Source organism: Paraburkholderia megapolitana (assembly GCF_007556815.1).
GTDB lineage: Bacteria > Pseudomonadota > Gammaproteobacteria > Burkholderiales > Burkholderiaceae > Paraburkholderia > Paraburkholderia megapolitana.
The window spans coordinates 3,648,172-3,674,027 of the sequence record NZ_CP041745.1; the positions used below are offsets into that span (position 1 = coordinate 3,648,172).

At 63.4% G+C, this 25,856-nt stretch carries 25 protein-coding genes and 1 pseudogene; 13 read left to right on the forward strand and 13 right to left on the reverse strand.

Annotated features, from left to right (window positions below):
• Window positions 1–97: 97 nt before the first annotated feature.
• The 4 genes and pseudogenes from tmpB to xseA all read right to left on the reverse strand — a co-directional run bounded on the left by tmpB (window position 98) and on the right by xseA (window position 4,236).
• Window positions 98–688, reverse strand: a complete 591-nt coding sequence (gene tmpB, locus FNZ07_RS29585) for a (R)-1-hydroxy-2-trimethylaminoethylphosphonate oxygenase (protein WP_091011211.1) — start codon at window positions 686–688, stop codon at window positions 98–100.
• Window positions 688–1,851, reverse strand: a complete 1,164-nt coding sequence (tmpA, locus tag FNZ07_RS29590; RefSeq protein WP_091011210.1) for a 2-trimethylaminoethylphosphonate dioxygenase — start codon at window positions 1,849–1,851, stop codon at window positions 688–690. Before tmpA ends, tmpB begins: the two co-directional genes overlap by 1 nt.
• A 219-nt stretch (window positions 1,852–2,070) precedes the next feature.
• Complete coding sequence (gene sodB / locus FNZ07_RS29595) at window positions 2,071–2,649, reverse strand: superoxide dismutase [Fe] (RefSeq protein WP_091011209.1); 579 nt, start codon at window positions 2,647–2,649, stop codon at window positions 2,071–2,073.
• Window positions 2,650–2,857: 208 nt separating this feature from the next.
• A pseudogene (gene xseA, locus FNZ07_RS29600) lies at window positions 2,858–4,236 on the reverse strand (exodeoxyribonuclease VII large subunit).
• Between the two features lie 587 nt (window positions 4,237–4,823).
• Between xseA and lpxK the strand changes: the two are divergent.
• From lpxK to FNZ07_RS29625, 5 genes are all read left to right on the forward strand, one after another.
• Complete coding sequence (gene lpxK, locus FNZ07_RS29605; protein WP_091011207.1) at window positions 4,824–5,840, forward strand: tetraacyldisaccharide 4'-kinase; 1,017 nt, start codon at window positions 4,824–4,826, stop codon at window positions 5,838–5,840.
• Window positions 5,821–6,027 (forward strand): Trm112 family protein, encoded by a 207-nt coding sequence (locus tag FNZ07_RS29610; RefSeq protein ID WP_091011206.1) that lies wholly within the window; start codon window positions 5,821–5,823, stop codon window positions 6,025–6,027. The genes lpxK and FNZ07_RS29610 overlap by 20 nt, the downstream gene beginning before the upstream one ends.
• Before the next feature lie 147 nt (window positions 6,028–6,174).
• Complete coding sequence (gene kdsB, locus FNZ07_RS29615; RefSeq protein WP_091011205.1) at window positions 6,175–6,993, forward strand: 3-deoxy-manno-octulosonate cytidylyltransferase; 819 nt, start codon at window positions 6,175–6,177, stop codon at window positions 6,991–6,993.
• Window positions 6,994–7,260: 267 nt separating this feature from the next.
• Window positions 7,261–7,923: an adenylate kinase gene (gene adk, locus FNZ07_RS29620; protein WP_091011204.1), complete on the forward strand. Its 663-nt coding sequence runs from the start codon at window positions 7,261–7,263 to the stop codon at window positions 7,921–7,923.
• Window positions 7,924–8,100: 177 nt separating this feature from the next.
• A complete protein-coding gene (locus tag FNZ07_RS29625) occupies window positions 8,101–8,859 on the forward strand; it encodes a 3-hydroxyacyl-CoA dehydrogenase (RefSeq protein WP_091011203.1) in 759 nt (252 codons plus the stop codon).
• Between the two features lie 147 nt (window positions 8,860–9,006).
• On the opposite strand, the gene FNZ07_RS29630 is transcribed toward FNZ07_RS29625, so the two are convergent.
• Window positions 9,007–9,864: a SirB1 family protein gene (locus tag FNZ07_RS29630; RefSeq protein ID WP_091011202.1), complete on the reverse strand. Its 858-nt coding sequence runs from the start codon at window positions 9,862–9,864 to the stop codon at window positions 9,007–9,009.
• Entirely contained in the window at window positions 9,861–11,411 is a 1,551-nt protein-coding gene (gene murJ / locus FNZ07_RS29635) for a murein biosynthesis integral membrane protein MurJ (protein ID WP_091011201.1), read from the reverse strand. The genes FNZ07_RS29630 and murJ overlap by 4 nt, the downstream gene beginning before the upstream one ends.
• Before the next feature lie 403 nt (window positions 11,412–11,814).
• On the opposite strand from murJ, the gene rpsT reads away from it, so the two are divergent.
• The gene (rpsT, locus tag FNZ07_RS29640; protein ID WP_091011200.1) at window positions 11,815–12,093 is read left to right on the forward strand and encodes a 30S ribosomal protein S20; all 279 of its coding nucleotides are present in this window, start codon (window positions 11,815–11,817) and stop codon (window positions 12,091–12,093) included.
• Window positions 12,094–12,270: 177 nt separating this feature from the next.
• On the opposite strand, the gene FNZ07_RS29645 is transcribed toward rpsT, so the two are convergent.
• On the reverse strand, window positions 12,271–12,606 hold the full coding sequence (locus tag FNZ07_RS29645; protein ID WP_091011199.1) for a DUF3579 domain-containing protein: 336 nt from the start codon (window positions 12,604–12,606) through the stop codon (window positions 12,271–12,273).
• Between the two features lie 438 nt (window positions 12,607–13,044).
• Between FNZ07_RS29645 and argF the strand changes: the two genes are divergently transcribed.
• The gene (gene argF, locus FNZ07_RS29650) at window positions 13,045–13,974 is read left to right on the forward strand and encodes an ornithine carbamoyltransferase (protein WP_091011198.1); all 930 of its coding nucleotides are present in this window, start codon (window positions 13,045–13,047) and stop codon (window positions 13,972–13,974) included.
• A gap of 92 nt (window positions 13,975–14,066) precedes the next feature.
• Here the strand turns inward: argF and murB are convergent, their stop codons facing one another.
• Window positions 14,067–15,104 carry a UDP-N-acetylmuramate dehydrogenase gene (gene murB, locus FNZ07_RS29655; RefSeq protein WP_091011197.1) on the reverse strand — a complete coding sequence of 346 codons (1,038 nt, stop codon included), beginning with the start codon at window positions 15,102–15,104 and terminating at the stop codon, window positions 14,067–14,069.
• Between the two features lie 194 nt (window positions 15,105–15,298).
• Between murB and FNZ07_RS29660 the strand changes: the two genes are divergently transcribed.
• Window positions 15,299–15,784: a YajQ family cyclic di-GMP-binding protein gene (locus tag FNZ07_RS29660; RefSeq protein ID WP_091011196.1), complete on the forward strand. Its 486-nt coding sequence runs from the start codon at window positions 15,299–15,301 to the stop codon at window positions 15,782–15,784.
• Between the two features lie 120 nt (window positions 15,785–15,904).
• Here FNZ07_RS29660 and plsY read toward each other — a convergent pair whose 3' ends face one another.
• On the reverse strand, window positions 15,905–16,558 hold the full coding sequence (plsY, locus tag FNZ07_RS29665; protein ID WP_091011195.1) for a glycerol-3-phosphate 1-O-acyltransferase PlsY: 654 nt from the start codon (window positions 16,556–16,558) through the stop codon (window positions 15,905–15,907).
• Between the two features lie 120 nt (window positions 16,559–16,678).
• Complete coding sequence (locus FNZ07_RS29670; RefSeq protein ID WP_091011194.1) at window positions 16,679–17,170, reverse strand: aminoacyl-tRNA deacylase; 492 nt, start codon at window positions 17,168–17,170, stop codon at window positions 16,679–16,681.
• 186 nt (window positions 17,171–17,356) lie between these two features.
• Between FNZ07_RS29670 and FNZ07_RS29675 the strand changes: the two genes are divergently transcribed.
• Entirely contained in the window at window positions 17,357–18,937 is a 1,581-nt protein-coding gene (locus FNZ07_RS29675) for a class I adenylate-forming enzyme family protein (protein ID WP_245811448.1), read from the forward strand.
• A gap of 15 nt (window positions 18,938–18,952) precedes the next feature.
• Here FNZ07_RS29675 and xerD read toward each other — a convergent pair whose 3' ends face one another.
• From xerD to queG, 3 genes are all read right to left on the reverse strand, one after another.
• The gene (xerD, locus tag FNZ07_RS29680) at window positions 18,953–19,912 is read right to left on the reverse strand and encodes a site-specific tyrosine recombinase XerD (protein WP_091011192.1); all 960 of its coding nucleotides are present in this window, start codon (window positions 19,910–19,912) and stop codon (window positions 18,953–18,955) included.
• On the reverse strand, window positions 19,909–20,415 hold the full coding sequence (locus tag FNZ07_RS29685) for a methylated-DNA--[protein]-cysteine S-methyltransferase (RefSeq protein ID WP_091011191.1): 507 nt from the start codon (window positions 20,413–20,415) through the stop codon (window positions 19,909–19,911). Before FNZ07_RS29685 ends, xerD begins: the two co-directional genes overlap by 4 nt.
• Before the next feature lie 67 nt (window positions 20,416–20,482).
• Window positions 20,483–21,733, reverse strand: coding sequence for a tRNA epoxyqueuosine(34) reductase QueG (gene queG, locus FNZ07_RS29690; protein ID WP_091011190.1), 1,251 nt, complete (start codon window positions 21,731–21,733; stop codon window positions 20,483–20,485).
• A 17-nt stretch (window positions 21,734–21,750) separates the two neighbouring features.
• Between queG and tsaE the strand changes: the two genes are divergently transcribed.
• The 4 genes from tsaE (at window position 21,751) to trxA (ending at window position 25,778) form a co-directional block, all read left to right on the forward strand.
• Window positions 21,751–22,308, forward strand: coding sequence for a tRNA (adenosine(37)-N6)-threonylcarbamoyltransferase complex ATPase subunit type 1 TsaE (gene tsaE, locus FNZ07_RS29695; protein WP_091011189.1), 558 nt, complete (start codon window positions 21,751–21,753; stop codon window positions 22,306–22,308).
• Window positions 22,290–23,846 carry an N-acetylmuramoyl-L-alanine amidase gene (locus tag FNZ07_RS29700; protein ID WP_091011188.1) on the forward strand — a complete coding sequence of 519 codons (1,557 nt, stop codon included), beginning with the start codon at window positions 22,290–22,292 and terminating at the stop codon, window positions 23,844–23,846. The genes tsaE and FNZ07_RS29700 overlap by 19 nt, the downstream gene beginning before the upstream one ends.
• 82 nt (window positions 23,847–23,928) lie before the next feature.
• Window positions 23,929–24,810, forward strand: a complete 882-nt coding sequence (locus tag FNZ07_RS29705) for a pirin family protein (RefSeq protein WP_091011187.1) — start codon at window positions 23,929–23,931, stop codon at window positions 24,808–24,810.
• Between the two features lie 119 nt (window positions 24,811–24,929).
• Complete coding sequence (trxA, locus tag FNZ07_RS29710; protein ID WP_091011186.1) at window positions 24,930–25,778, forward strand: thioredoxin; 849 nt, start codon at window positions 24,930–24,932, stop codon at window positions 25,776–25,778.
• The last annotated feature ends 78 nt before the right edge of the window (window positions 25,779–25,856 follow it).

The window sequence follows — 25,856 nt, forward strand, 5'->3', positions numbered from 1 at the left end:
TTATTATTTTCGCAATTAAAATATATAAACGCAATTACCCAATCGACTCCGAATCAAACGAAATCAATTGGGTTTTATCTTCCACCACCGGCCGCGTTCACCTCATACAATGCGCGTCCACGAGCCGTTGCACCAATGGCGCGTAGTGCGCGAAGTCGGGCGTGCTCGCACCGGTAACCTTCCCCGCATCGTCCGCCAGGCGAACCTTGATCACATCCGCGAGATTCGGGTTCTGGCTAAAGCGTGCTACCTGCTCATCCGTCATCGGACCGCCCTGAAGCCGTAGCGAATGCACGGATGCCGGCGACAGTTTCGCGAAGTAACCGGGATCGACGGCACACAGATAACGCTTCGCGGCGACATGCAGACGAACGCAATCGGTCACGGCGCGAGGAAAGAATTGCTCGACCACGACGGCGCCAGCCGCATCGTGATAGTTGTCCTTCGTGTCGCTCATCGAGAACGCGCCGAATTCGCTCGTGAAATGGCCGATGTCATGCAGGAGCGCCGCCACGATCACCGTATCGCTTTCGCCGTTCTGTTCGACGAGATGCGCAGCCTGGAGCATATGCTCGGCCATCGTCACACCTTCACCGAGGTATTCCTCGCCGCCGCGTCGCGCGAAAATATCGCCGATAAACGCAACGATGTTGTCGACATCCAGCGTCTGTTTGATCGGAGTCGTCATCACGCGTGCTCCCTTTGTTTCTCGATGACCGCCAGCTTCGACAGCAACCCGTCCTTGTCCGCATAGCATCCCTGCAGCCAGCGGGAACCCTCGCCCGAATAGCCGCGACGCGCATGCAGAACGCGCGTGTTATCGACGATGAAGGATTCGCCTGGTTGCAGCTTGAAAGCCACCTGCATGTCGGGTGAATCGATCAGCTCGCCCATGCGGCGATACGCGCGGTAGTAATCGTCCATATCGTCATAAGGCACATCGACGATGGCGCTGGCCGACCGGTTGTTGAAACGCACACCGACGAGTTCGCCGTCGGGCATCAACTCGATCATCGGACGACGCGAGCGCAAATGAACACCGGCACTGCCGATGTATTCGAAACGTGCGCAGTAGCGCGTCAGCAGATCGAAACCTCGTGGGCTTTCCTGCTGCAAACGCTCAGCGACGCGAAATCCGTCTACCACCATGTTCTCGCCGCCGGTCGCCGAGTTTTCGAGGCAGTAGAGCACTTGTAGCGTCGGCACCGGATCGCGATAGGGGTTGTCGGTATGCGCCTGCAGGCCCAGCCCCGTGAACGCGAGATTGTTCGGGTTAACTTCCGTGCGCACCTCGAAGATCTTGCCGTAGTTGGTTTCGCGGACATAGCCGAACAGGTCGACGACTTCGAGGAGCGCGGCGGGTTTCACGGGGCCGCCTGCCAGCTTGGCAAAACCGTAACGGCGGATATCGTAGAGCCAGTCGCCGAGTGCGTCCTCGCTGCGGCCAACCTCAGTGAAATCGGCGCACGGAACGTTCTGGGCGAGGTCCGCATCCCACGTTTCGATTTCCGTAGCGGTCCAGCCCGGTGCCTGGGGGCGCAATCCATCGTACGCATGCGCAGCGAGCCACTGGATGTCGTAAGCAATCTCCTGATTGCCGGGCCGGAAGGTCACCCAGACGGCCTTCCCGTCAATCGAAGCGGAGGCAACCCGTGTGTCCGGCGAAATATCGCCGAGCGTAATCAGCCGCTGACCGTTGCCCTGCGCCCGGGTCGATGCATCGCTTGCGTTGTCTCGCAGCCATATGGCGTGAAAGCGCCGCTCGATGCCGTCGCTAAACCTGACAGCTATCGCTTTCCCGTCGTCCAGAATGCTCGTCGTTTCCACGTTTTTGCCCGTCGTCTGAGTCATCACAGGCCGTATTTCATACCCGTTCCGATCCAGCGACAAACAATCGATCTTGGGGACGAGACCCCGAAATGGTTATGGCTCGTGGACAGCAAACAACAACAAATAATGCGAGCGCCAGAAAGCAGAAAGCCCTCATCAATGAGGGCTTTCGTTCTTACTGCGTGTCCAGCTTTATTGCACGTTCGAGCGCTACACCGTCACGCTACAACCGCACCCTGCTTACGCAAAATTCTTCGCTGCAAAGTCCCAGTTCACGACGTTCCAGAATGCCTCGACAAACTTCGGACGCGCATTGCGATAGTCGATGTAGTACGCGTGTTCCCATACGTCGATCGTCAGCAGTGCTTTCGCGTCAGTGGTGAGCGGCGTAGCGGCGTTGCTCGTCGACACGAGGTCGAGCGAACCGTCTGCCTTCTTCACGAGCCATGCCCAGCCCGAGCCGAACGTGCCGATAGCGGTCTTCGTGAACGCTTCCTTGAACGCGTCGTAGGAACCCCACTTGGCATTGATTGCGTCACCCAGCGCGCCCGACGGTGCACCGCCACCGTTCGGCGACAGGCTGTTCCAGAAGAACGTGTGATTCCAGATCTGTGCCGAGTTATTGAAGATGCCGCCCGACGACTTCTTCACGATATCTTCAAGCGACAGGTTCTCGAACTCCGTACCCGGAATCAGATTGTTCAGGTTGGTCACATAGGTCTGATGATGCTTGCCGTAGTGGAACTGAATTGTTTCTAGCGAGATGTGCGGTGCGAGGGCGTCTTCGGCGTACGGCAGCGGCGGGAGGGTATGTGCCATGGTGCTTTCCTTCTATCTGTTTGTGGGGGGAGTTCGCGGATGACGCTGTAGAGCACTCGATTGTAGGCGACTTGGAATAACCCCGCAAACCAGCGGCCTTTATGATCGGCATCGCGCGGATGCGGCATGCAACGTGCTGCGTAAGCGCCGTAATGAATGCCCACACAGCGATGCAGCGAGGTCAAAAGTGCGGCAGATGAAAGCGTCGTCAGAAACCATCGGTAAGACGTGGCTGCACATCGGCGAGGGCAATGTCAGCCGTACCGTCGGCAAGATGCACCGTGAAGCGCCGGCCGGGCTTCAATGCTGAAGGCGCGCGCACGGCGCGTCCGCTTTGCCCGTCGAGCAACGCCGCATAGCCACGCTCGAGCGTGCGTTGCGGGCTGAGCACATCGAGCCGTGCAGCGAGCGTGGCCACGCGCGCCGTATGCCGTTCATGCTGCCGTAACAATGCATCGTCGAGCCGCTGCGTGAGCCGCTGCAGCGTCGCGCGATGGGTGGCCGTATCGGGACGCCAGCGTTGCCAGCGCATCTGCACCAGCGCAAAACGCGCTTGTGCATCGCGCACCGGTCGCGCGCCTGCCGAAGCCAGACGTACGCCGAGTTGCTGCAGGTGTGTCCGTTGCCGCGCGAGCCGTTCCGCCGGCGAAACGAGTCGCCGCGACAGCCAGTCGAGTTGCTGCGCGCGACGCTCCATCGTGCGATCGAAGCTGCGCGCCAGCGCCTCATGCCGCTGGCCGAGATCGCGCAGCAACAGCGCACGCTGCGGGCTGACGAGTTCGGCGGCACCGGTCGGCGTTGGAGCGCGCAGATCGGCGGCGAAATCGGCGATCGTGAAATCGGTTTCGTGTCCGACGCCGCTCACCACCGGCAGTTCGCTCGCGGCTATCGCGCGCGCCAGGACTTCTTCGTTGAACGCCCACAGGTCTTCGATCGAGCCCCCCCGCGGCAGACGATCAACACGTCCACTTCGCGTCGCGCGTTCGCTGCCTCGACCATCGATGCAAGCTTCGCACTCGCTCCCACGCCTTGCACCGGTGCGGGATACACGATCACCGGCACGTGCGGCGCGCGTCGTGTGAGCGTCGTCAGTACGTCGCGCAAGGCGGCGGCCTGCAGCGACGTGACAATACCGATCGCACGAGGATGCGCAGGCAACGCGCGTTTGCGACTCGCATCGAAGAGCCCTTCCGACTCGAGTTGCGCCTTCAGACGCAGGAACGCTTCGTAGAGCCGTCCCTGCCCCGTGCGACGCACCGCCTCCACGTTCAGTTGCAGTTCGCCGCGCGGTTCGTACATCGTGACGAGCGCGCGAACTTCGATGCGGTCGCCTTCGCGCGGCGTAAATTCGGCATGCTGTGCGCGGCCGCGGAACATCACGCAGCGCATCTGCGCCTGCGCATCCTTGATCGAGAAGTACCAGTGGCCGCTCGCGGCGCGCGTGAAATTCGACACCTCGCCCGACACCCAGACGAGCGGAAACGAGCGTTCGAGCAACGTGCCGATCGCGCGATTGAGCATCGACACCGGCACGACCGCATCGCCGCCAGCGGGCAGCGACGATGAAAAGGAACTATCGGAATTCATGCGAGGAATGATCAGAGGAAAAGCCAAAAGGAGCGTTCGGACAGCCGACAGACGATAGTCCGGGCGGCTCGCGCCGTCCAGCCCTGCCGCATAAAATGCCGCATGTGTCCACACGGCGGGCCGGCTGCGCAAACGCTGGACCCGACACCGCGCAAACGCTCATGAGTTCGTGGCATCTATTTGATTTGCATGGGTTTTTTATCTACCTATTGTGCATTGAAGTCGATCCGGGGCTTTCTACACGGCCTTTCCCGGGCGTCACAGGGCGACTTCTCCACAAAGTTATCCACAGGCGGGCTACGTGTGCTCAATGCAAAACCGTGGTGACGGCCCGGCCCATGCGACTTGCCGCATACGACGCCCGCGCGCTAGAGTGCCGGGTCCCGGGCGTTCCACGCGGATGCCGGGCGGGCGGCGAACAACACCTGTGGCATGCGCACTCGCTGCCCGCGCTTTTCGTAGCAACCCGCTTGTGTCTTTTTGATCCTGATTGCCTGGAGAATCGCGTCGATGTCTTATCTGTGGATCGCGTCATCCATGCCCGCGATGTGTGCACCGCACATCGCACTGCTCCCGCCTGCCTCTCGATGAGCGGATTGAAAGCCCGTATCGAAGCGCAGCTCGCGCGCGAATGGCAACAACGCGGCCCGCTCGCCTGGGCGCTCACACCGTTTGCCTGTCTGTTCGGCGCCATTGCCGGCGCACGACGTGCGACGTTCTCGCTCGGCTGGCGCAAGGCCGTGCGCGTCGGCGTGCCGGTCGTGGTGGTCGGCAACGTCACCGTGGGTGGAACCGGCAAGACGCCGACCGTGATCGCACTCGTCGATGCACTGCGTGCCGCCGGCTTTGTGCCCGGCGTCGTGTCGCGCGGCTACGGCGCGAGAATCAAGGAACCGACGCAGGTCACACCGGCATCGCTCGCCACCGATGCCGGCGATGAACCGCTGCTGATCGCCCGCCGCACCGGCGCACCGGTGTGGGTCTGTCCCGACCGCGTCGCGGCCGCGCTGGCGCTATGCGCGGCGCACCCCGATGTCGACGTGATCGTCAGCGACGACGGCCTGCAGCACTATCGTCTCGCGCGCGATGTCGAGCTGGTCGTGTTCGATCACCGGCTTGGCGGCAATGGCTTTCTGTTGCCCGCCGGTCCGCTGCGCGAACCGTTGTCGCGCAGGCGCGATGCAACGCTGATCAACAATCCGTACGAGCGCGCGTTGCCGCCATGGCCGAATACCTGGCCGCTCGTGCTCACACCCGGCGATGCGTGGCATCTCGACAGTCCCGAACTGCGCCGGCCGCTCGCGCAGTTCGCCGGCAACCGCGTGCTGGCCGCCGCGGGAATCGGTGCACCCGAGCGCTTCTTCGCGACACTGCGGGCCGCCGGTCTCACACCGGCCACGCGCGCGCTGCCCGATCACTATGCGTTCAGCAGCAACCCGTTCGTCGATGCCGATGCCGACTCAATCCTGATCACCGAAAAGGATGCGGTAAAATTGGCAGCCTGGCACGACGCGCGGATCTGGGTTGTTCCAGTCGAAGCCGCGCTCGATCATCGCCTCATCGCTCTGGTTGTGGAGAAACTCCGTGGACGCTCGCCTGCTTGAAATTCTTGTCTGCCCGATCTGTAAGGGCCCGCTCAGCTACGATCGTGCCGCGCAGGAGCTCGTCTGCCACGCAGACAAGCTCGCGTATCCGATCCGCGACGGCATCCCGGTCATGCTCGTCGACGAAGCGCGTCAAACGGTAGAAGGCACGCCCGTCGAGCCGCTTCAACCGGGCGCCGGCACCTGAGTCGTGTCACTCGCCGGTCGCGGGTGTGAGGTCACACCGGCCTCACATCGACAGTCTCACACCCGCCTGCCGGCATAGCACTTCACCGTTCAGCCGCTGCGTTTCCTGCGGCTTCCGTTTCCGGTCCCTTCCGCCGCCCTCCTCGCGATGCCCAACGCTACCTCTACGCCGCCCTTCATTGCCGTCGTCCCCGCGCGACTTGCGTCGACGCGTCTGCCTAACAAGCCGCTCGCGGACATCGGCGGCAAACCGATGGTCGTGCGCGTGGCCGAACGCGCGCGCGAAGCGGGCGCGCGACAGGTGCTGATCGCGTCCGACGCACAGGAAGTACTCGATGCCGCGTATGCCCACGGCATCGAAGCGGTGCTTACACGCGCCGATCATCCGTCCGGCACCGATCGTCTCGCGGAAGTCGCCACGCAGTTCGGCTGGAGCGACGACACGATCATCGTCAACGTGCAGGGCGACGAACCGCTGATCGATCCCGCACTGGTGCGCGGTGTGGCTTCACATCTCGCCGCGAGTGACGGATGCGCGATCGCCACGGCCGCGCATCCGATTCACGACCCCGCTGAAATCTTCAGCCCCCACGTCGTCAAGGTCGTGCCCGATGCGCGTGGCGTGGCACTGTACTTCTCGCGCGCACCGATCCCGTGGGCACGCGACGCGTGGCAATCGCACTGGCCCGATCTCTCGGCAATGCCCGCGCCGCCTGCGCCGGCTGTGGTCTACCGGCATATCGGGTTGTATGCGTATCGCGCGAAATTCCTGCGCACCTACCCGTCGCTCACGCTATCGCCGATCGAACAGGTCGAAGCGCTCGAACAGTTGCGTGCGATGTGGCACGGCGAACGGATCGCGGTGCTGATCACGCAGGACGTACCGCTGCCGGGCGTCGACACCCCGGCCGACCTGGCCCGCGTACGCGAGCTATTCGCCTCGGGCGTCGAAAAACCCATGGCATAATCGGGCGGTTGCGCGACCCATCCGGTAATCGTCGTTCGTTCGGCTTTCGCACTGCCTGCCGTACCGTGCCCCGTCTTGCAGCGCCGCCCGTTTCACACGAAGCGATGCGTGCTGCGCGAGACGTGCCGTTAACGGTTCGATAAAAGCCCAATGCCGCTTGCCCCGCAATTCACGAACAAAACGAGCGGATGCGCTCACGCCGCGCAGTCCGCTCGGGCCGCTCAAGCGATAGGCCGCACAGAATTCACATAGATCTGGAGATATCAAATGCGTTTGATCCTGTTGGGCGCTCCCGGTGCGGGCAAGGGAACCCAGGCCACCTTCATCAAGGAAAAATTCGGCATTCCGCAAATTTCCACCGGCGATATGCTGCGCGCCGCCGTGAAGGCCGGTTCGCCGCTCGGTGTCGAAGCAAAGCGCTTCATGGATGCCGGCGAACTCGTGTCGGACGAACTCATCATCAATCTCGTCAAGGAACGTCTGCTCGAGCCGGACTGCGTGAACGGCTATCTGTTCGACGGTTTTCCGCGCACGTTGCGGCAAGCCGAAGCGATGAAAGACGCCGGCGTCGCAATCGACTACGTGCTGGAAATCGACGTGCCGTTCGACGAGATCATCGTGCGCATGAGCGGACGTCGCTCGCATGCCGCATCGGGGCGCACATATCACGTCAAGTTCAATCCGCCGAAAGTCGAGAACGTCGACGACATTACCGGCGAACCGCTGATCCAGCGCGAGGACGACAAGGAAGAGACCGTGCGCAAGCGGCTCGACGTGTACGTCGCACAAACCCGTCCGCTGATCGACTACTACAACGGCTGGGCGCAGCGCGGCGCCGAGAGCGGTCTGAATGCGCCGGCGTATCGCCGGATCTCCGGGCTGGGTAGCGTCGATGACATCCGCACACGCGTGTTCGACGCGCTGAAATAACGCGGCGGCCGCGCATCGAGCGGCTGTCGCGCGTGCGCCGCCGGCTTCGTGCCCGCGGCGTTTTTTCTTTGAGGTGCTGGTGTGAGGTCACGGCAAACGTTGCTGCCGCATGCCGGCAGCAGGCCACGAGCCCCCTCATACGACTGCCCATGAGGCATATACAAAGGAGAGAGCAAGATGGAGATTCGTGACAACGTATTCCTGATCACCGGCGGTGCATCGGGCCTCGGCGCGGCAACGGCGCGCCTGTTCGTCGCACAGGGCGGCAAGGTCGTGCTCGCCGATCTGAACGAAGCGGCAGGTACCGCGCTCGCCCAGGAACTCGGCGGTGTGTTCGTCAAATGCGACGTAACCCGTGAAGACGACGCGATCCAGGCCGTCGAAGCCGCGACGAAGCTCGGCACGCTGCGCGGCCTCGTCAATTGCGCGGGTGTCGCACCGGCGGTGAAAACCGTCGGCAAGGACGGTCCGCATCCGCTCGACTCGTTCTCGCGCACCATTGCGATCAACCTGATCGGCACATTCAATACGACGCGGCTCGCGGCTGCGGCGATGTCGAAGAACGAACCGAACGCGAACGGTGAGCGCGGTGTGGTGGTGAACACGGCATCGGTGGCGGCATTCGACGGGCAGATCGGGCAAGCGGCGTATGCGGCATCGAAGGCGGGTGTGGCGGGCATGACGCTGCCGCTCGCACGCGACCTCGCGCGCAACGCGATCCGCGTGATGACGATTGCGCCGGGTATCTTCGAAACGCCGATGCTGCTCGGCATGCCGCAGGAAGTGCAGGATGCGCTCGGCGCGATGGTGCCGTTTCCTTCGCGTCTCGGCAAACCGGATGAGTACGCGATGCTCGTCAAGCAGATCTTCGACAATCCGATGCTGAATGGCGAAGTGATTCGCCTCGACGGCGCGATCCGGATGCAGCCGAAGTAACTGACGCACGTGCGCGCGGCACCGGCTTCCGGGCGCTGCGCGAAGCGTTGTCCGTCGGCCTGCGCAACAAAAAACGCCAGCGATACGTATCGCTGGCGTTTCTTTTACCGCGTCCGAACGACGTATCGTTCGCCGCGCGTCAATCCGTCAATCGCGGTCGTTGTGCTGTTGCTGTGTGCGTTGCCGCAGTTCGTGCAGTTGCGCTTCGACCACCGTCGCATCCTCCGCGTCCGGCCGATCTTCCAGATAGTGTTCGAGGTCTTCGAGCGCGGGCCGCAGATAATCGAGTCGCGCATACGCGAAGCCGCGGTCGCGCACTTCCTCGATGCTGCCCGGCAGCAAGATGACGAGCCGCTGCTGCACGGCGAGCAGCCGCTGCCACCGTTCGGTCTGCAGATACGTCGATTTCAGGTTGCGCAGCATCCGCGCGACGATCTCGCGGCGCGTTGCCGGTTGCAGCAGCATGCGCAGCGCCCGGCCAACCGATTCGCCCGCCTTCGCCACGTACGGTTCGAGCATGTCGACCATCTCGGATTCGCTCAGCGAATTGCCCGAAATCGGATCGAGCATCATTTCGCCTTCGGGCATCGTGACGCGCAGCAGGAAATGCCCGGGAAACGATACGCCGCGTGCCGGGATGCCAACCTGCTCGGCCATCTCCAGGTACAACACTGCAAGCGAAATCGGCACACCACGCCGACGCTTGAGCACCATGTTCAGGTGGCTGTTGTCCGGATCGTAGTAGTCGTTCAGATTGCTCGCAAAGCCCAGCTCGCGAAAGAAGAACCGGTTCAGGATGCCGACGCGTTGCTTGATGTCGGCATCGTCGGGCATGCGGCGTTTCAGACGTACCGCGAGTTCGTCGATTTCGGCGAGGATGCCCTGCAGATCGACGTCGGGATAAGCGTCCTGGGCCAGCGACAGTGCCGCTTCGGTCAGCGGCAGACTGTCGTCCTCCGCGACGAGTGTGCTGAAATAATCGAGAACCCGCGTCGTCGTGATCACTTCGCTCGCCTTCTGAAATACGCGTACTTGAAACCCATGAGCCAGAGCATACCGAAATATAGCGCCGCGAACAGCACGAGGCACGCGCCGAGCAGCGCGATCCGCGCGAGCGGCTCGGCATGCAGGCCGATCCAGTCGAAATTCACCGCGAACCAGTGCATCGTCCCGGCCAGCACGAGACACGCGCCGATCAGTTGCGCGAAAAACACCGTCCAGCCGCGCGACGGCATATAGATACCGCGCCGGCGCAGCATGAAGAACAGCAAGCCCGCGTTCATGCACGAACCGAGGCCGATGCTGAGCGTGAGGCCCGCGTGCGCGAAGATCGGCACGAAGATGTAGTTGCTGATCTGCGTCGCGATCAGCACGGCGACCGCGATTTTCACCGGTGTCTTGATGTCCTGCTTCGCATAGAAGCCAGGCGCGAGAATCTTGATGAGGATCAGCCCGATCAACCCGACACCGTAGGCGGACAGCGCGCGGCCGACCATCACCACGGCGTTGGCGTCGAACTTGCCGTAGTGGAACAGCGTGGCGGTGAGCGGTTCGGCGAAGAAGAACAGTGCGACCGCGCTGGGCGCGGCAAGCAGGAACGTCACGCGCAGGCCCCAGTCGAGCAGCGACGAATATTCGTGCGGATCGGCGTCGACGTGCGCCTTCGACAGGCTCGGCAGCAGGATCGTGCCGAGCGCGACACCGAGCAGCGCCGTCGGGAATTCCATCAGCCGGTCGGCGTAATTGATCCACGATACGGCGCCGGGCCCGATACGCGAGGCGATGTTCGTGTTGATGATCAGGCTGATCTGCGCGACGGATACGGCGAACATCGCGGGCAGCATCTTCGCGAGCACGCGCTTCACGCCGCGATGCGCCAGCGCTTTCAGCGGGTTCAGGCCGATGCGCGGCAGCATGTCGATCTTCTTCAACCCCGGCAACTGCACGAGGAATTGCAGCACACCGCCCGCGATCACCGCCCAGGCGAGCGCATAGACCGGTTTTTGCAGATGCGGCGCGACGAACACGGCCGCGACGATGAACGCGACGTTCAGCAGCACCGGCGCGAATGCCGGCAGCGAAAAGTTCTTGTAGGTGTTGAGCACGCCCGACGCCAGCGACGTCAGCGAAATGAACACGATGTACGGGAACATGATCCGCGTCATCGATACGGCGAGCGGGTAAGCCTGGCCGTCGGCGCGCAGGCCCGACGCGACCACGAACACGACGAACGACGCACCGAAAATGCCCAGCACCGACAACACGGCCAGTACCCAGGCCAGCACGGTCGAGGTCGCGTCGACCAGTGCCTTGGTCGCGTCGTGGCCCTGCTGGTTCTTGAATTCGGCGAGGATCGGCACGAACGCCTGCGAGAACGCGCCCTCGGCGGAAATGCGGCGCAGCAGGTTGGGAATGCGGAAGGCGACGTAGAACGCGTCGGTGTATTGGCTGGCGCCGAACGCACGGGCGATCAGCGTTTCGCGGGCCAGTCCGGTCACGCGCGACAGCAGCGTGAAGCCGCTGACCGTCAGCAGGGCTCGGAATAGATTCATGGGGCGCTCATTATACGGGTGCCGGACCACCGAACGGGCGTTCGGCAGATAGAACGCTTCGGACCGGTTTGCGCGGCAGTCGTTCGACGGCACGGGATTTCCGCCTGCGCCGGGCCAGCCGGGCGCCGGTTGTGCCCCTTTAGGCCGGCGGCGCCCCGTGTGGCCGGGCCAACCGTTTCGTTTGCCACATGCCTGATTTTGTTGCTATAATCGCCGGTTTCGAAGCTTGCTCGGCTGTCGGGCTGCTGCGCGGGCCGTAGAAACAGGCCGATTTCGCGTAGACCGTCGTCGAATTTTATTTTTTGCGCCTCTGGGCAATCGCTTCCAGAGGTCGGATCAAAAGCAGCGCCCGGCCACCCTTTCAGGTCAGGCTCTGGAAACAGGAACAGGATAAGGAACCGTCATGGCTAACACCGCACAAGCACGTAAGCGCGCCCGCCAGGCCGCCAAGGCCAACTCGCACAACTCGGCGCTGCGCTCGAAGTTCCGCACCGCCATCAAGGCTGTTCGCAAGGCAATCGAAGCCGGCGACAAGGCCAAGGCCGCTGAAATTTTCCAGGCATCGTCGAAGACCATCGACATCATTGCCGACAAGAAAATCGTTCACAAGAACAAGGCCGCTCGCCATAAGAGCCGCCTCGCTGCAGCCCTCAAGGGCCTGCAAGCGCCCGCAGCACAGTAATCCTGGCAGGTCCGCGACAGCGGACCGCCTCCTGTTTCCGCTGCGTCATTAAAGCCCGCTTTGGCGGGCTTTTTTGTTTGCCCGGCGGTGTGACGCAGCATGACGTCAATGCGTAAAAAAACCCGCTGAGGCGGGTTTTTCCAATGACACCACTTTTGCTGCACCGTTGCTGCACACCTACCCGGCCGCACCCTTGCGCGTACCGTGCTCAGGCGGCAACTCACAGGCCTCCGTCACGACAAGGTCGTTGTCCTTCGCAAAGTTCAGCACGAAATCGAAGGCCATCGGTTCGATGTCGCGCAAACGCGAGTCGAGGATCACGCACTTCAGATTGCCGAGCATCGTAGGACGCACGTACAGCGAGTACTGCAGTCTGGCATTCGGCCCTTTCGCACCCGGCCCGAAACACGACATCACGCCAGCGAGTCGCTCCGACCAGTCGCTCGGCCGAAACGTCTTTCCGCTGTGCGTAATGCCTTGGATGAAATACTCGGTTGGGGGTGCTTCGGCCATGTAGATTACCTGTTGACTGCCCGGCAAAGCGCCGGCTAACGCCGCTGCGTGTGTGATTGCGCGAACACGCTGCACACAGCCCGCAGTACGTGCCGCCAGGTGCTACAGGCAGCCTTAAGACGGCCGGGGCAGCGACCACGACAGCGACCGTAACGGTGCATCGCAAGGAAAGCGTGCCGGGTGTGCGACCCGCGTTCCGACAAGCAGCGAACCTGCTGGCCGGACTTCAGAAAACCGCGCAATTATAGCGCAGCGGACCTCTTTCCGCACTGCACACAGACCGTTCCGCCCCGCTTGAATGACGTCCTGCCGCGCCCAGACGGCTCTCGCGGCCGGCTCGTCAAACGGAGCAAAATCCTTTATGCTGCATCGAGTTACCACAAACGACGGCGGCGCCGTCCGGCACTTTCGCCGGGTCAGTCCGCCGTATTTGTTTTTATGACCGCCAAGAAAATTCGTCACTATCTGCAGTTCAAGGATTTCTCGCTGGATGACTACGAGTACGTGCTCGAACGCGCACGCATCCTGAAACGCAAATTCAAGAACTACGAGACGTATCATCCGCTGCACGACCGCACGCTCGCGATGATCTTCGAGAAGAACTCGACGCGCACGCGCCTGTCGTTCGAAGCGGGCATCTTCCAGCTCGGCGGTCACGCGGTGTTCATGAGCACGCGCGACACGCAGCTCGGGCGCGGCGAACCGATCGAAGACGCGGCCCAGGTCATCTCGCGGATGGTCGACATCATCATGATCCGCACGTTCGGCCAGGACATTCTCCAGCGCTTTGCCGACAACTCGCGCGTGCCGGTCATCAACGGTCTGACCAACGAATATCATCCGTGTCAGGTGCTGGCGGATATCTTCACGTACTACGAGCATCGCGGGCCGATTCGCGGCAAGACGGTCGCGTGGGTCGGCGACGCCAACAACATGCTCTACACGTGGATCGAAGCCGCTCAGATTCTCGGCTTCAAGCTGCAATTGTCCACGCCGCCCGGCTACAAGCTCGACCACGGGCTGGTTTCAGCGGATAGCGCGCCGTTCTACAAGGAATTCGACGATCCGGACGAAGCCTGCGCGGGCGCCGATCTCGTCACCACCGACGTCTGGACCAGCATGGGTTTCGAAGCGGAAAACGAAGTGCGCAAGAAAGCCTTCGCGGACTGGTGCGTGGACGCGGACATGATGGCGCGCGCGCGCCCCGATGCACTCTTCATGCATTGCCTGCCGGCACACCGCGGCGAAGAAGTCAGCGCGGAAGTGATCGATGGGCCGCAAAGCGTGGTGTGGGACGAGGCGGAAAACCGCCTGCACGTGCAGAAAGCGCTGATGGAATTTCTGCTGCTCGGCAAGCTGAATCACTGAGCCGTACGCGCTATTCCAGGCCGGGTGGCCAAACGGCTTTCAGGTTCGAAACGTACCTGGAAAGACCGCGAGGTCGCTTCGCACGCAGAGCATCAGAGACACACCGGTTCCATTTCAAGCTCCACGTCGAAGCGGCGCAGCACATCCTCGCGGATCGCGCGGGCCAGCGCGAGCACCTCGGCGCCAGTCGCGCCGCCGCGATTCACCAGCACGAGCGCTTGTCGCTCGTGCACGGCGGCCGCGCCAACGGCCCGGCCTTTCCAGCCGCACTGATCGATCAGCCATCCAGCCGCCAGCTTCACGCTGCCGTCGGGTTGCGGGTAGGACACCACCTCCGGCTCGCGCGCCTTCAATGCGGCAAAGCGCGCGGCATCGATGACCGGGTTCTTGAAGAAGCTGCCTGCATTTCCCAGTACCGACGGGTCGGGGAGTTTTGCGCGGCGTACCGCCACCACCGCATCGAAGATCGCTCGCGCATCCGGTGCATCGGCCTGTTGCTGGACAGCGAGTTGTCGCGCGAGATCGGCGTAGGCGGCGCGCGGCGTCCAGGCTTTCGGCAACCTGAACGTTACCGATGCGATAGCAAAACGGTCCCGCCCTTCCTGCTTGAAAAAACTGTCGCGATACCCGAACCGGCACGCGGCGGCGTCCATTTCGACGATATCGCCGGTGGCGAGATCCACCGCGCGCAGCGAGGCGAAGCGCTCAGCCATCTCGAGCCCATACGCACCGATGTTCTGGATCGGCGCCGCACCGACGGTACCCGGAATCAACGCCAGGTTTTCGAGGCCGGGCAGCCCGTGGTCGAGTGTCCACGCGACGAACGCGTGCCAGTTCTCGCCGGCTGCAGCTTCGACGTACCATGCATCGCTTTCTTCGCGAATTACCCGACGCCCCTGCAATGCGACGAGCAGCACCAGGCCGTCGAAATCGCCGGTCAATACCAGGTTGCTGCCGCCGCCCAGCACGAGCCGGCGCAGCCCCACCGCCCGCGGGTCGCGCACGGCCGCCGCGAACTGCGCTTCATGCTCGATCCGGCACGCGAAGCGCGCGCGCACGTCGAAGCCGAAAGTGTTGTGCGCCCGTAGCGGGTAACCGGCAACGAACGAAGGGGAATCAGGCTGGGGCATTGAAATACACGGGAAGAACGAGGTGGTCGATCGATCAGGATCGCGCAATGCTTCCATGACATCACTGCATATTGCGCAGCGGCCTTGGGCAAACGAGGTGGCGCCGGTAAAATGACAGCCGGTTCATGATTATAGCGAGAGCGTGGTGCGCAGCCCCTGCCGCGCCGCGCACGCAGCACTATTGGGAGAAAGCAATGCCATCGTTTGACGTCGTCAGCGAAGCCAACATGATCGAAGTCAAGAACGCGATCGAGCAGTCCAACAAGGAAATTTCCACCCGTTTCGACTTCAAGGGGTCCGATGCCCGTGTCGAGCAGAAAGAGCGCGAACTGACCGCGTTCGCCGACGACGAATTCAAGCTGGGCCAGGTCAAGGACGTCCTGCTGTCGAAGATGGCCAAGCGCAACGTCGACGTGCGCTTCCTCGACTACGGCAAGATCGAGAAGATCGGCGGCGACAAGCTCAAGCAGGTCGTCACCGTGAAGAAAGGCGTGTCGGGCGATCTCGCGAAGAAAATCGTCAGGCTCGTGAAGGACAGCAAGATCAAGGTGCAGGCGAGCATTCAGGGCGATGCGGTGCGCGTGACCGGGACGAAACGCGACGATCTGCAAGGCGTGATCGCGATGCTGCGCAAGGATGTCACCGATACGCCGCTCGACTTCAATAACTTTCGCGACTGAGGCGGCTGAGGCATCCCGTGCAGGCGGCGCGGTCAACGTGACCGTTTAGTCGATGCAACCGCAGCAACCAATGCAGCTAGCGCGCCGGCACGGCAAACAGCGCCGCGCGGCCCGGCTCATTCAGCGGCGACGCTGCTGTTGCTTGTTACCGCCCGCGCCCTGACCCGCGTCGTCCTTCTTCCCACCGAGCCGGCTTTCCTGCCCCGCCATCAGCTTCGCGATATTGCCGCGGTGACGCCAGATCAGTAGCGCGCTCATCACGACAATCGCAAGCGTGACGATGCTCGGTCCAAACAGGAAACCATCGTAAAGCGGTGCGAAGATCGCCGCGACCAGCGCCGCCAGCGACGAATAGCGAAAGAAGAACGCGACGATCACCCACGTCAGCAGCGTGGCGAGACCCAGCAGCGGATTGATTGCGAGCAGCACACCGGCCGCGGTCGCCACGCCTTTGCCGCCCTTGAAGCGGAAGTACAGCGGATACAGGTGCCCGAGGAACACAGCGATCGCCGCCAGCGCAACCGCGTCGTCGTCGAGGCCGTAATGCGCGCCGAAGCGATCGACGAGCCAGACCGCGAGCCACCCTTTGAACGCATCGCCGACCAGCGTCAGGATCGCCGCTGTCTTGTTGCCGCTGCGCAGCACGTTGGTCGCGCCGGGGTTCTTCGAACCGTACGAACGCGGGTCGGCCAGCCCCATGACAGCGCTGACGATCACGGCAAACGACACCGAACCGATCAGATAGGCCGCGACGGCGACGATCAGGTTTTCCATGTTGGGGCTCTTTTGTCTCTTGGTCTTAGGGGGAAGGCGCCGCCGCTGCACGCGAACACGAGTGCAACGGCCGCCATTCTACCGAACCGCCACAGCGCTTCACGTCGAGCGTCAACCTGGTCACTCCACGCTCGCGCATTGCACCGGTTTCGCGTCGAGCAGCGTCGTCAGCACGACGGGCTCGATGCTGACGAGAAAACCGCGCCGGCCGCCGTTCAGCAGAACGCGTTCGAGTTCGAGCACCGTCGATTCGACATACACCGGCATCGCCTTGCGCGTGCCGAACGGCGACGTACCGCCGATCAGATAACCGGAGTGCCGGCTCGCGACTTCGGGCTTGCACGGCTCGACACGCTTCGCGCCGATCTGCCGCGCGAGGTTCTTCGTCGAGACGGTACGGTCGCCGTGCATCAGGACGATCAGCGGCCTGGCATGTTCGTCTTCCATCACCAGCGTTTTCACCACGTGATGCTCGTCGACGCCGAGCTGGCGCGCCGATTCGGCGGTGCCGCCGTGCTCGACATAGTCATACGGATGCTCGCCGAACGCGACGCCGTGCCGGCGCAAAAACTGGGTCGCGGGGGTTTCGGAAACGTGTCTGGATTTGCTCATCGGCGCATTGTAATGGCCGTGCCGCGCAACGGCTATTTGCCCTATCCTCGATTGTGCGCGGCCGTGGCTTGTGGCACGATCGTTCGAAAATCGTCGCACGGATAGGCCGGATAGACTCGTCACCGAGGTCGTTCAGCAGTCATCCAGACGATGCGGCAATCATCCTGCATGGCACCGGAGACAGCATTGAATATCGACCCCCAGGGCGCCAGCGCGCCCACCCTTCGCTCGGCCATCGACGTCCCCTCCCTGCTCGCCTCGCTGCCCGCACGCATCTCCGAGCTTCCGGTGCGCGCGGCGGCCCGGCAACCCGACCATCCGGCGCTGATCGAAGACGCACGCAGCCTGACTTATGCGCAATTCGCCGAGGCGATCGATGGTGTAGCCGCAATCCTGCAGGCGCGAGGCGTGCGCGGCGGCGACCGCGTGATGATCGTGGCGGAAAACAGCATCGTGCAGGTGGTACTGCTGTTTGCGGCAGCGAAGCTCGACGCATGGGCGCTCGTATCGAATGCACGGCTCTCCGCCGCCGAACTCGACGCAATCCGCGCGCATGCGCAACCGCGCATCGTTGCGTACGCGGTGGAAACGTCGCCCGATGCGCGACAGCATGCACAACGTCATGACGCACAGGCGGCGCCCACACTTGCCACCGATATCGGCGCCTGGTCGTACGCACTCGACGCCAGCGTCGCCCCCGAACCGGTCGAAGCCGCCAACGACCGTCAATGCGCCGCCCTCATCTACACGACTGGCACCACCGGCGCGCCGAAAGGCGTGATGCTGTCGCATCGAAACCTGCTGTTCATCGCCGGGATTTCGAGCTCGCTGCGCCGCATCGGTCCGAACGACGTGGTCTACGCGGTGCTGCCGATCTCGCATGTGTACGGCCTCGCCTCGGTGTGCCTCGGTAGCATGTTCGCTGGCACGACACTGCGGCTCGCCCCGCGCTTCTCGCCCGAAGCGGTGCGGCGCGCACTCGCCGAAGAGCGGATCTCGATCTTCCAGGGCGTGCCCGCGATGCACGCAAAGCTGCTCGAACATCTGCAGACGCAGGGCCATGCGTGGTCGGCGCCGCATCTGCGGTTTGCCTACTCAGGCGGCTCGCCGCTCGATGCAGCGCTGAAGGCGCGCGTCGAAGGCGTGTACGGCGTCACGCTGCACAACGGCTACGGCATGACGGAGAGCAGCCCGACCATCGCGCAAACAATGCTCGATGCGCCGCGCGCCGATTGCTCGGTCGGCCAGGTCATTCCCGGCGTCGATGTGCGCTTCGTGACACTCGACGGTGTCGAAGCCGCGCCTGGCGAAATCGGCGAGCTGTGGGCGCGCGGCCCGAACTTGATGCTCGGCTACTACCGCAACCCGGAACAAACGCACGCCACCGTCACCAGCGACGGCTGGCTGAAGACCGGCGACCTCGCCCGCCAGGACGCGGACGGTGCGCTGCATATCGTCGGGCGCAGCAAGGAGCTGATCATCCGCTCGGGCTTCAACGTTTATCCCGCCGAAGTCGAGCATGTGTTGAATGCGCACCCGGAGGTCGTGCAATCGGCGGTGGTGGGTCGGGCGGTGGAGGGCAACGAAGAGGTCATTGCATTCGTCGAACTGGCGGCCGGCTCGACGGTTGCGCCCGATGTGCTTGCGCAATGGTGTAGGGAGCGGCTCGCGCCGTACAAACAGCCGGCTGAGATCCGCGTGCTCGCGGCACTACCGGCTGCGTCGACGGGCAAGATTCTCAAGCACAAGCTGCGCGACGTTGTTTGACGCCTGGACCGCTCATCACCCGCGCGGATGATGAGCAGCATGCAACGACTTCAACCGCTCGCGCGCAACGTGCGTATAGATCTGCGTCGTTGAAATATCGGTGTGCCCGAGCAGCAACTGCACGACGCGCAGATCGGCGCCGTGATTCAGCAGATGCGTTGCGAACGCATGCCGCAGCGTATGCGGCGATAACGGCGCGTGGACATCGGCGGTTTTGGCATGGCGCTTGATGATGTGCCAGAACTGCTGCCGCGTCATACCTTCCGCGCGCGCGGTAACGAACAGCGCATCGGCCGCACGTGCGCCGAGCAGTTCCGGCCGCGCTTCGCGCAGATAGCGTTCGATCCAGCCGTGCGCTTCCTCGCCGAACGGAATCAGCCGCTCTTTCGAACCCTTGCCCAGTACGCGCACCACACCTTCGTTGAGTCCGACCTCGACGGTCTTTAGCGTGACGAGTTCGGTCACGCGCAACCCGCTTGCGTACATCAGTTCGAGCATCGTGCGATCGCGCAAGCCGAGCGGCGTATCGACATCGGGTGCGCCGAGCAGCGCTTCGACCTGCGCTTCGGTCAACGTCGAAGGAAAGCGCGCCGGCTGTTTCGCCGAACGGATGCGCAGCGTCGGGTCGACCGCCGCGCGATGCTCGCGCACAGCCCACGCGTAGTAACGCCGGAACACCGACAACCGGCGGTTCGACGAAGTCGACTTGTCTTTCTGGCGCACCACGCTATAGGCGGTCAGGTCTGGTTCGGCGGCGACGTCGAGCGACAGCTCACGCGTGCTGGCCAGCCACTCCGCAAAAAGCCGCAAATCGCGCCGGTAGGCATCGAGCGTGTTGCGGGACAGTCCGTGTTCGAGCCACAGCGCGTCGCAGAACGCGTCGATCGAAGCGTTGCTGGCCGTGAAGAGCGGCGATGTTGCAACGGTGTCGGAGGAAGAGGAAGCCGCGGCCGTGCTCGAAGCGGTTTCGCTCATAGCGCGAGACCCATCTGCTTCATATGGCCACCGCCCGCATACGGCACACCTTCATGCGTGAGCAGCCAGCGCTTCACCTCGCGCAAATAACCCTCGCCATCCTCATGCGCAAAGCCGCCGATCCAGTTCGACCCCACCACGCGATGACACGGAATCACGATCGGGAAATAGTTCGAACCGCACGCCTGGCCGACTGCACGCGGCACACTGTCGACTTTCTTCGCGAGTTGTCCATAAGTCAGCACGGTGCCCGGCGGAATGTCGCAGATCGCCGCCCATACGCGGCGCTGAAACGCGGTGCCGACGTGCGCGAGCGGCAGATCGAACGTGGTCGATGCACGTTCGAAGTAACGCTCGATCTGCTCGACCGCATGCAACGCAAGCGGCGAGGCGGGCGCGATGTTATCGACCGAAACCGGCAAATAAACGATCTCGCGCACCATGCCGTCTTCGAGACGAATGCCGACCTTGCCGAACGGTGCGTCGATTACTGCGTGGAACATCGTTGCCTCCTACTAGCCTCGCGGTGTGCGTTCCTGCCGCGAGATGAAGCCGGAAAATCCTGCTACTTTACGCTGCTTCGAGCGCCCATTGAACATGCTCGCGAACCAGCGGCGACGGATCGTCCGCGCGCCGGCGCAGTGCATCGACGATCGCACTACGCGCAGCGCCGGCAAGCGTTGCCGCATCGGCGCGCAGCGCGTTGCCCATACCGACCGCAAGATTGCGCAACCAGCACTCGTAGCCGATGCGGCGTATCGCGCTGCCTTGCATCCGCGTATCGAAATCGCTGGCGCTCCAGTCGAACAGCTCGACCAGCGACGCACGATCGAGCCCATGCCGCACGTCGAAATCGGCGACCGGCGCGGCCTGGGCAAACTTGTTCCATGGACACACGAGCTGGCAGTCGTCGCACCCATACACGCGATTGCCGATCAACGGTCGCATATCTTCGGGAATACTGCCTTTCAGTTCGATCGTCAGATACGAAATGCAGCGCCGCGCGTCCACCTTGTACGGCTCGACGATAGCGCCGGTCGGGCATGCGTCAATACACCGCGTGCAGCTTCCGCAATGCGCGCCGGCGGTTTCGGGCGCGCTGTCGGGATCGATCGATGCGTCGGTGGGTAGCGGCAGATCGACATAGATTTCGCCGAGAAAGAACAGCGAACCGGCATCGCGCTGCAGTAGCAGCGTGTGCTTGCCGCGCCAGCCGATCCCCGCATTTTGCGCGAACGCTACTTCGAGCACCGGCGCCGAATCGGTGAAGACGCGGTAGCCGTAGGCACCGATTTCCGCTTCGATGCGCTCCGCGAGTTGCTGCAGCCGCTGGCGCATGACCTTGTGATAATCGCGGCCGCGTGCATAGATCGACACGACTGCCGCGGACGGATCGGCCAGCCGCGCCATTTCGTCGGCACGCCAGTCAGGTGCATCAGGAGCGGGCGAGGAATCGCTTTCGGTCACCTTTCCAGCGTGCGTTCCGGTCAGCGTCATGGCGGGCAAATAGGCGATTCTGGCGGTGATCACGCGTCGCGTACCGGCCACAAGCTCGGCCGGCCGCGCGCGTTTCATCCCATGTTTGGCCATATAATCCATCTCGCCGTGGTAGCCCGCCTCGAGCCACGCAGCGAGTCCCGACTCGGCATCGGGCAGTTCGGTATCGCTGATACCGAGCGCACCGAAACCCAGTTCGCGGCCCCATGTCTTGATGCGCAGGGCGAGCGCTGTCAGCGCCGCTTCATCGAAACGACGCATGACACGCGCATCGTCATCGGACGCAGGCGTGTCTGCAACGGGGTACTGCGGACTTCGGTTCATCACGCCATTTTACGAGAATGCCCGACCAGCCCGATCGCCTTCTTCAATTGCCCGCTAACGCCCTGCTCGAGCGCCACTTCGCGCTCGCGGACGAAGCCGCCACCATTGCGTTCGGTGTGCGCTTCGCGGACGCGATCGAAACCGTCCGTACTGCGCCGCTGCCGTCGGGTGGCCAGCGTACGTTTCAGGGGCTGCAAGTACAGCTCGTCGGCGATCTCGGTGCGGGCAAAACCACCCTCGTGCGCGCAACCTTGCGCGGCCTCGGCCACACCGGTCGAGTGCGCAGCCCGACCTACACACTCGTCGAACCGTATGCGGTCGAGCGTCCCGATGGGGAACTTGAGCTGTATCACTTCGATCTGTATCGATTCACCGATCCGGCCGAATGGGCCGATGCCGGCTTTCGCGAGTACTTCGATTCCGGGGCGATCTGCCTCGTCGAATGGCCGCAACAGGCGGGCGGTCTGCTAGGCACACCGGATCTTGTTTTCTCGCTCGAAGTCGCTGGCGACGGGCGTCAGCTCGTCGCACGCGCATACAGCGAACCAGGAAAAGCATGTCTCGAAAGATGTTGATCAAACCGTTTCATTCGATCGAAGCAGCCGCCACCGCCACGCATAACTGGCGGCGCAGGCAGATCCTGCGCGCCGGCGCGTCGACGCTGATTCTCGGCCTCGTCGCACCGCGTCTCGCGCACGCGAGTTCGGTGCTCGGCGTACGCGTATGGCCAGCGCGCGACTACACCCGCGTGACGATCGAATCCGATCAGCCGCTGCAAACCACACAACAAACGCTGCAGTCGCCCGACCGGCTGGTGGTGGACCTGACCGGCCTCGATCTCGATCAGGCGCTGCGCGACCTGGTCTCGAAGATCACGCCGAACGATCCGCAGATCCAGGCCGTGCGCGTCGGGCAGTATCAGCCGCATGTCGTGCGGATGGTGTTCGACCTGAAGGGATCGGTGAAGCCGCAGGTGTTCACGCTGCAACCGATCGGCGCTTACAAGTACCGCCTGGTGTTCGATCTGTATCCCGCCGTTGCACCCGACCCGTTGATGGATCTGCTCGCGCAGTCCGAGCGCAAGCAACAGCAGCTCAACGACAGCAACAGCACGCCGCCCGCGACACTGAGCGGCCCAGCCACGCCGCCCGCCGGGACCGACAACAGCGATGCGTTCTTCCAGCGCTACGCGCAGAACAACCCGCCCGCGGGCGACACCGTGCGTCCGCCGGCGCGCGTCACGCCGACGCCCACCACACCGACGCGTCCGTCCGGCAAGCCGCCGGTGGCACCGCCCACGGCGATCGCGCGCAACGACAATAGCGACGACAGCCGCGATGACAACGGCAGCGGTGACGACAGCTACAAGTTCACCGCGCCGAAGTCCGGCAACGGCAGCACGGTACGCCTGCTCACGGTAGCGATCGATCCCGGTCACGGCGGCGAGGACCCGGGCGCGATCGGCGGCGGCGGCACATACGAAAAACACATCGCGCTCGACATCGCAAAGAAACTGCGCGCGAAGATCGATGCGCAGCCGAACATGCGCTCGATGATGACTCGCGACGCCGACTTCTTCGTGCCGCTCAACGTGCGTGTGCAAAAAGCGCGGCGCGTCGGCGCGGACCTGTTCGTGTCGATCCACGCCGATGCGTTCACGACGCCGCAGGCGAGCGGATCGTCGGTGTTTGCGCTGTCGGATCACGGCGCGTCTAGCGCCGCGGCACGCTGGATGGCGAACAAGGAGAACTCGTCGGATCAGATCGGCGGGATTAACGTGAAGACCGCCGATGCAAGCGTCAACCGCGCGCTCTTCGACATGTCGACCACCGCGCAGATCCGCGATTCGATGCGCTACGGCAATTTCGTACTGAATGAGATCGGCGACATCAACAAGCTGCACAAGGGCTCGGTCGAACAGGCCGGCTTCGCCGTGCTGAAAGCGCCCGACATCCCGTCGATCCTCGTCGAGACCGCGTTCATCAGCAACCCCGACGAAGAACGGCGGCTCAACGACGACACCTATCGCGACAAGATGGCGAACGCGATCCTGAAAGGCATCAAGCGTTATTTCGCGGCGAACCCGCCGCTGGCGAAAAACCGCATGGCTTAGGCGTGCCTGGACGTGCCTCGATGATGACGACACGTCGCGGGCAGTAGAATGGGCGATCGTCCCCTTCTTCCCCGAGCGCGCCATGTCCTCCTCGATCAAAGCGGTCCTCAAACCTCATTTGCGCGACATCGGCAATCTCGCCGTGCGGCGTGTGCTGCCGGCAATGGCAGCGCGCCTGGTGGGCCCGTTCATCTTCTTCGACCACATGGGGCCGGCCACGCTCGCAGCGGGCGTCGGTCTCGACGTGCGCCCCCATCCGCACATCGGTCTCGCGACGGTCACCTATCTGTTCGAAGGCGCGATCATGCATCGCGACAGTCTCGGCACTGAGCAGAAGATCGTCCCCGGCGACGTCAACTGGATGACGGCCGGCCGCGGCATCGTTCATTCGGAGCGCACGCCGCCGGCTGAACGCGCAGCCGGCACGACGATCCACGGCATCCAGACCTGGGTCGCGCTACCGCTAGCGGACGAAGACATCGAGCCGTCGTTCGAACATCATCCAGCCGCAACGCTGCCGCAGATCAAGCGTAACGGCGTCACGCTGCGTGTCATCGCGGGCACGGCGTTCGGGCACACTGCGCCGGCCAGAACGTTCTCGGGCACGCTCTATGTGGCCGCGCACTTCACGCCGGGCAGCGCATTTGCGCTCGAACCGGAGCACGACGAGCGCGGCGTGTACCTCGTGGAAGGCGATCTCGCGATCGACGGCACACCGCTCGAACCCGGCCAGATGGCGGTGCTCGTGCCGGGCGAAACCGTCACGCTCGCGAGCACCGGCGGGGCGACTGTGATGCTGGCGGGCGGCGAGAAGCTTGAAGGCGAGCGTTTTATCGAATGGAACTTCGTCGCGAGTTCGCGCGAGAAAATCGAACTTGCGAAAACCGCCTGGACGGATCAGCAGATGGGCAAGGTGCCCGGCGAGACCGAATGGATTCCGTTGCCGGAGCGCAAGCCGGCCTGAGCTGGTGGCATAAGCAAACCTCATAGGCACGCCGCACGAGCGTGCCATCTGAGCATCAAGCATTGAATTCAGCGCTTTCGCCCCTATCTGCACGCGATAGTCACACCGATGAGGATGCAATGGACACCACCCTGGCCACTTTCGAAAAAGACGTGATCGCAGCGTCGACGCTGGCCCCCGTGCTGGTCGACTTCTGGGCGCCGTGGTGCGGCCCGTGCAAGACGCTCGGACCGATGCTGCAGAAGCTTGAAACCGAGTACGAAGGCAAATGGCGGCTCGTCAAGGTCAACGTCGACGAGAACCAGGAACTCGCCGCGCACTTCGGCGTGCGCAGCATCCCGCACGTCGTCGCGTTCGCGGACGGCCAGGCGGTCGACCAGTTTGTCGGCGTGCTGCCGGAAAGTCAGTTGCGCGAATTCCTCGACCGGCTTGTTCCGGACGGCGCGGATGCCGCGCGGCAGAACGCGCAGGCCGCGCTTGCCGAAGGCCGGCGTGAAGATGCATATGACGCGCTGAAAGCCGCGCTCGCCCTCGATCCCGGTTATGAGGACGCGCGGCTCGATCTGATCGAACTGCTGCTCGACGACAATCGTTTCGACGAAGCACGCAATGAGGTGGACCTGCTGTCGCCGAAAACGACCCAGGGCATCGACGCGCGCTACAACGCGATCAAAACCCGGCTCGACGCGCTCGACGCCGCCGCCGATCTGCCGCCCACCGATGCCCTCGAAGCCCGCGTCGCCGGCAACCCCGCCGACCTCGAAGCACGCTTCGACCTGGCAAGCGCACTGATTGCACGACGCAACTACGCGGGCGCGCTCGAACATCTGCTTGAGATCGTCCGGCGCGACCGCGCATTCCGTGAGGACATCGGCCGCAAGACGATGCTGTCGGTGTTTGACCTTGCTGCTCACCAGCCAGAACTGGTCGCGCAATGGCGGCGCAAGCTTAGCGCGGCGCTGTTCTAAACACGGCGCGCGGGCGAGAGATCTGTGCACACCGATAACGGGCTTGCGCTGGCCGCGTGAAGGGCCGAGCGCGAGGAT

Coding starts and splice junctions, on each gene's coding strand:
- tsaE (WP_091011189.1), top strand. CDS start 21,751: ATGCCCGACCAGCCCGATCGCCTTCTTCAATTGCCCGCTAACGCCCTG.
- rpsT (WP_091011200.1), top strand. CDS start 11,815: ATGGCTAACACCGCACAAGCACGTAAGCGCGCCCGCCAGGCCGCCAAG.
- murJ (WP_091011201.1), bottom strand. CDS start 11,411: ATGAATCTATTCCGAGCCCTGCTGACGGTCAGCGGCTTCACGCTGCTG.
- sodB (WP_091011209.1), bottom strand. CDS start 2,649: ATGGCACATACCCTCCCGCCGCTGCCGTACGCCGAAGACGCCCTCGCA.
- FNZ07_RS29700 (WP_091011188.1), top strand. CDS start 22,290: ATGTCTCGAAAGATGTTGATCAAACCGTTTCATTCGATCGAAGCAGCC.
- trxA (WP_091011186.1), top strand. CDS start 24,930: ATGGACACCACCCTGGCCACTTTCGAAAAAGACGTGATCGCAGCGTCG.
- plsY (WP_091011195.1), bottom strand. CDS start 16,558: ATGGAAAACCTGATCGTCGCCGTCGCGGCCTATCTGATCGGTTCGGTG.
- lpxK (WP_091011207.1), top strand. CDS start 4,824: ATGAGCGGATTGAAAGCCCGTATCGAAGCGCAGCTCGCGCGCGAATGG.
- FNZ07_RS29705 (WP_091011187.1), top strand. CDS start 23,929: ATGTCCTCCTCGATCAAAGCGGTCCTCAAACCTCATTTGCGCGACATC.
- argF (WP_091011198.1), top strand. CDS start 13,045: ATGACCGCCAAGAAAATTCGTCACTATCTGCAGTTCAAGGATTTCTCG.
- FNZ07_RS29660 (WP_091011196.1), top strand. CDS start 15,299: ATGCCATCGTTTGACGTCGTCAGCGAAGCCAACATGATCGAAGTCAAG.
- tmpB (WP_091011211.1), bottom strand. CDS start 688: ATGACGACTCCGATCAAACAGACGCTGGATGTCGACAACATCGTTGCG.
- murB (WP_091011197.1), bottom strand. CDS start 15,104: ATGCCCCAGCCTGATTCCCCTTCGTTCGTTGCCGGTTACCCGCTACGG.
- FNZ07_RS29670 (WP_091011194.1), bottom strand. CDS start 17,170: ATGAGCAAATCCAGACACGTTTCCGAAACCCCCGCGACCCAGTTTTTG.
- queG (WP_091011190.1), bottom strand. CDS start 21,733: ATGAACCGAAGTCCGCAGTACCCCGTTGCAGACACGCCTGCGTCCGAT.
- FNZ07_RS29685 (WP_091011191.1), bottom strand. CDS start 20,415: ATGTTCCACGCAGTAATCGACGCACCGTTCGGCAAGGTCGGCATTCGT.
- adk (WP_091011204.1), top strand. CDS start 7,261: ATGCGTTTGATCCTGTTGGGCGCTCCCGGTGCGGGCAAGGGAACCCAG.
- FNZ07_RS29645 (WP_091011199.1), bottom strand. CDS start 12,606: ATGGCCGAAGCACCCCCAACCGAGTATTTCATCCAAGGCATTACGCAC.
- tmpA (WP_091011210.1), bottom strand. CDS start 1,851: ATGACTCAGACGACGGGCAAAAACGTGGAAACGACGAGCATTCTGGAC.
- kdsB (WP_091011205.1), top strand. CDS start 6,175: ATGCCCAACGCTACCTCTACGCCGCCCTTCATTGCCGTCGTCCCCGCG.
- FNZ07_RS29625 (WP_091011203.1), top strand. CDS start 8,101: ATGGAGATTCGTGACAACGTATTCCTGATCACCGGCGGTGCATCGGGC.
- xerD (WP_091011192.1), bottom strand. CDS start 19,912: ATGAGCGAAACCGCTTCGAGCACGGCCGCGGCTTCCTCTTCCTCCGAC.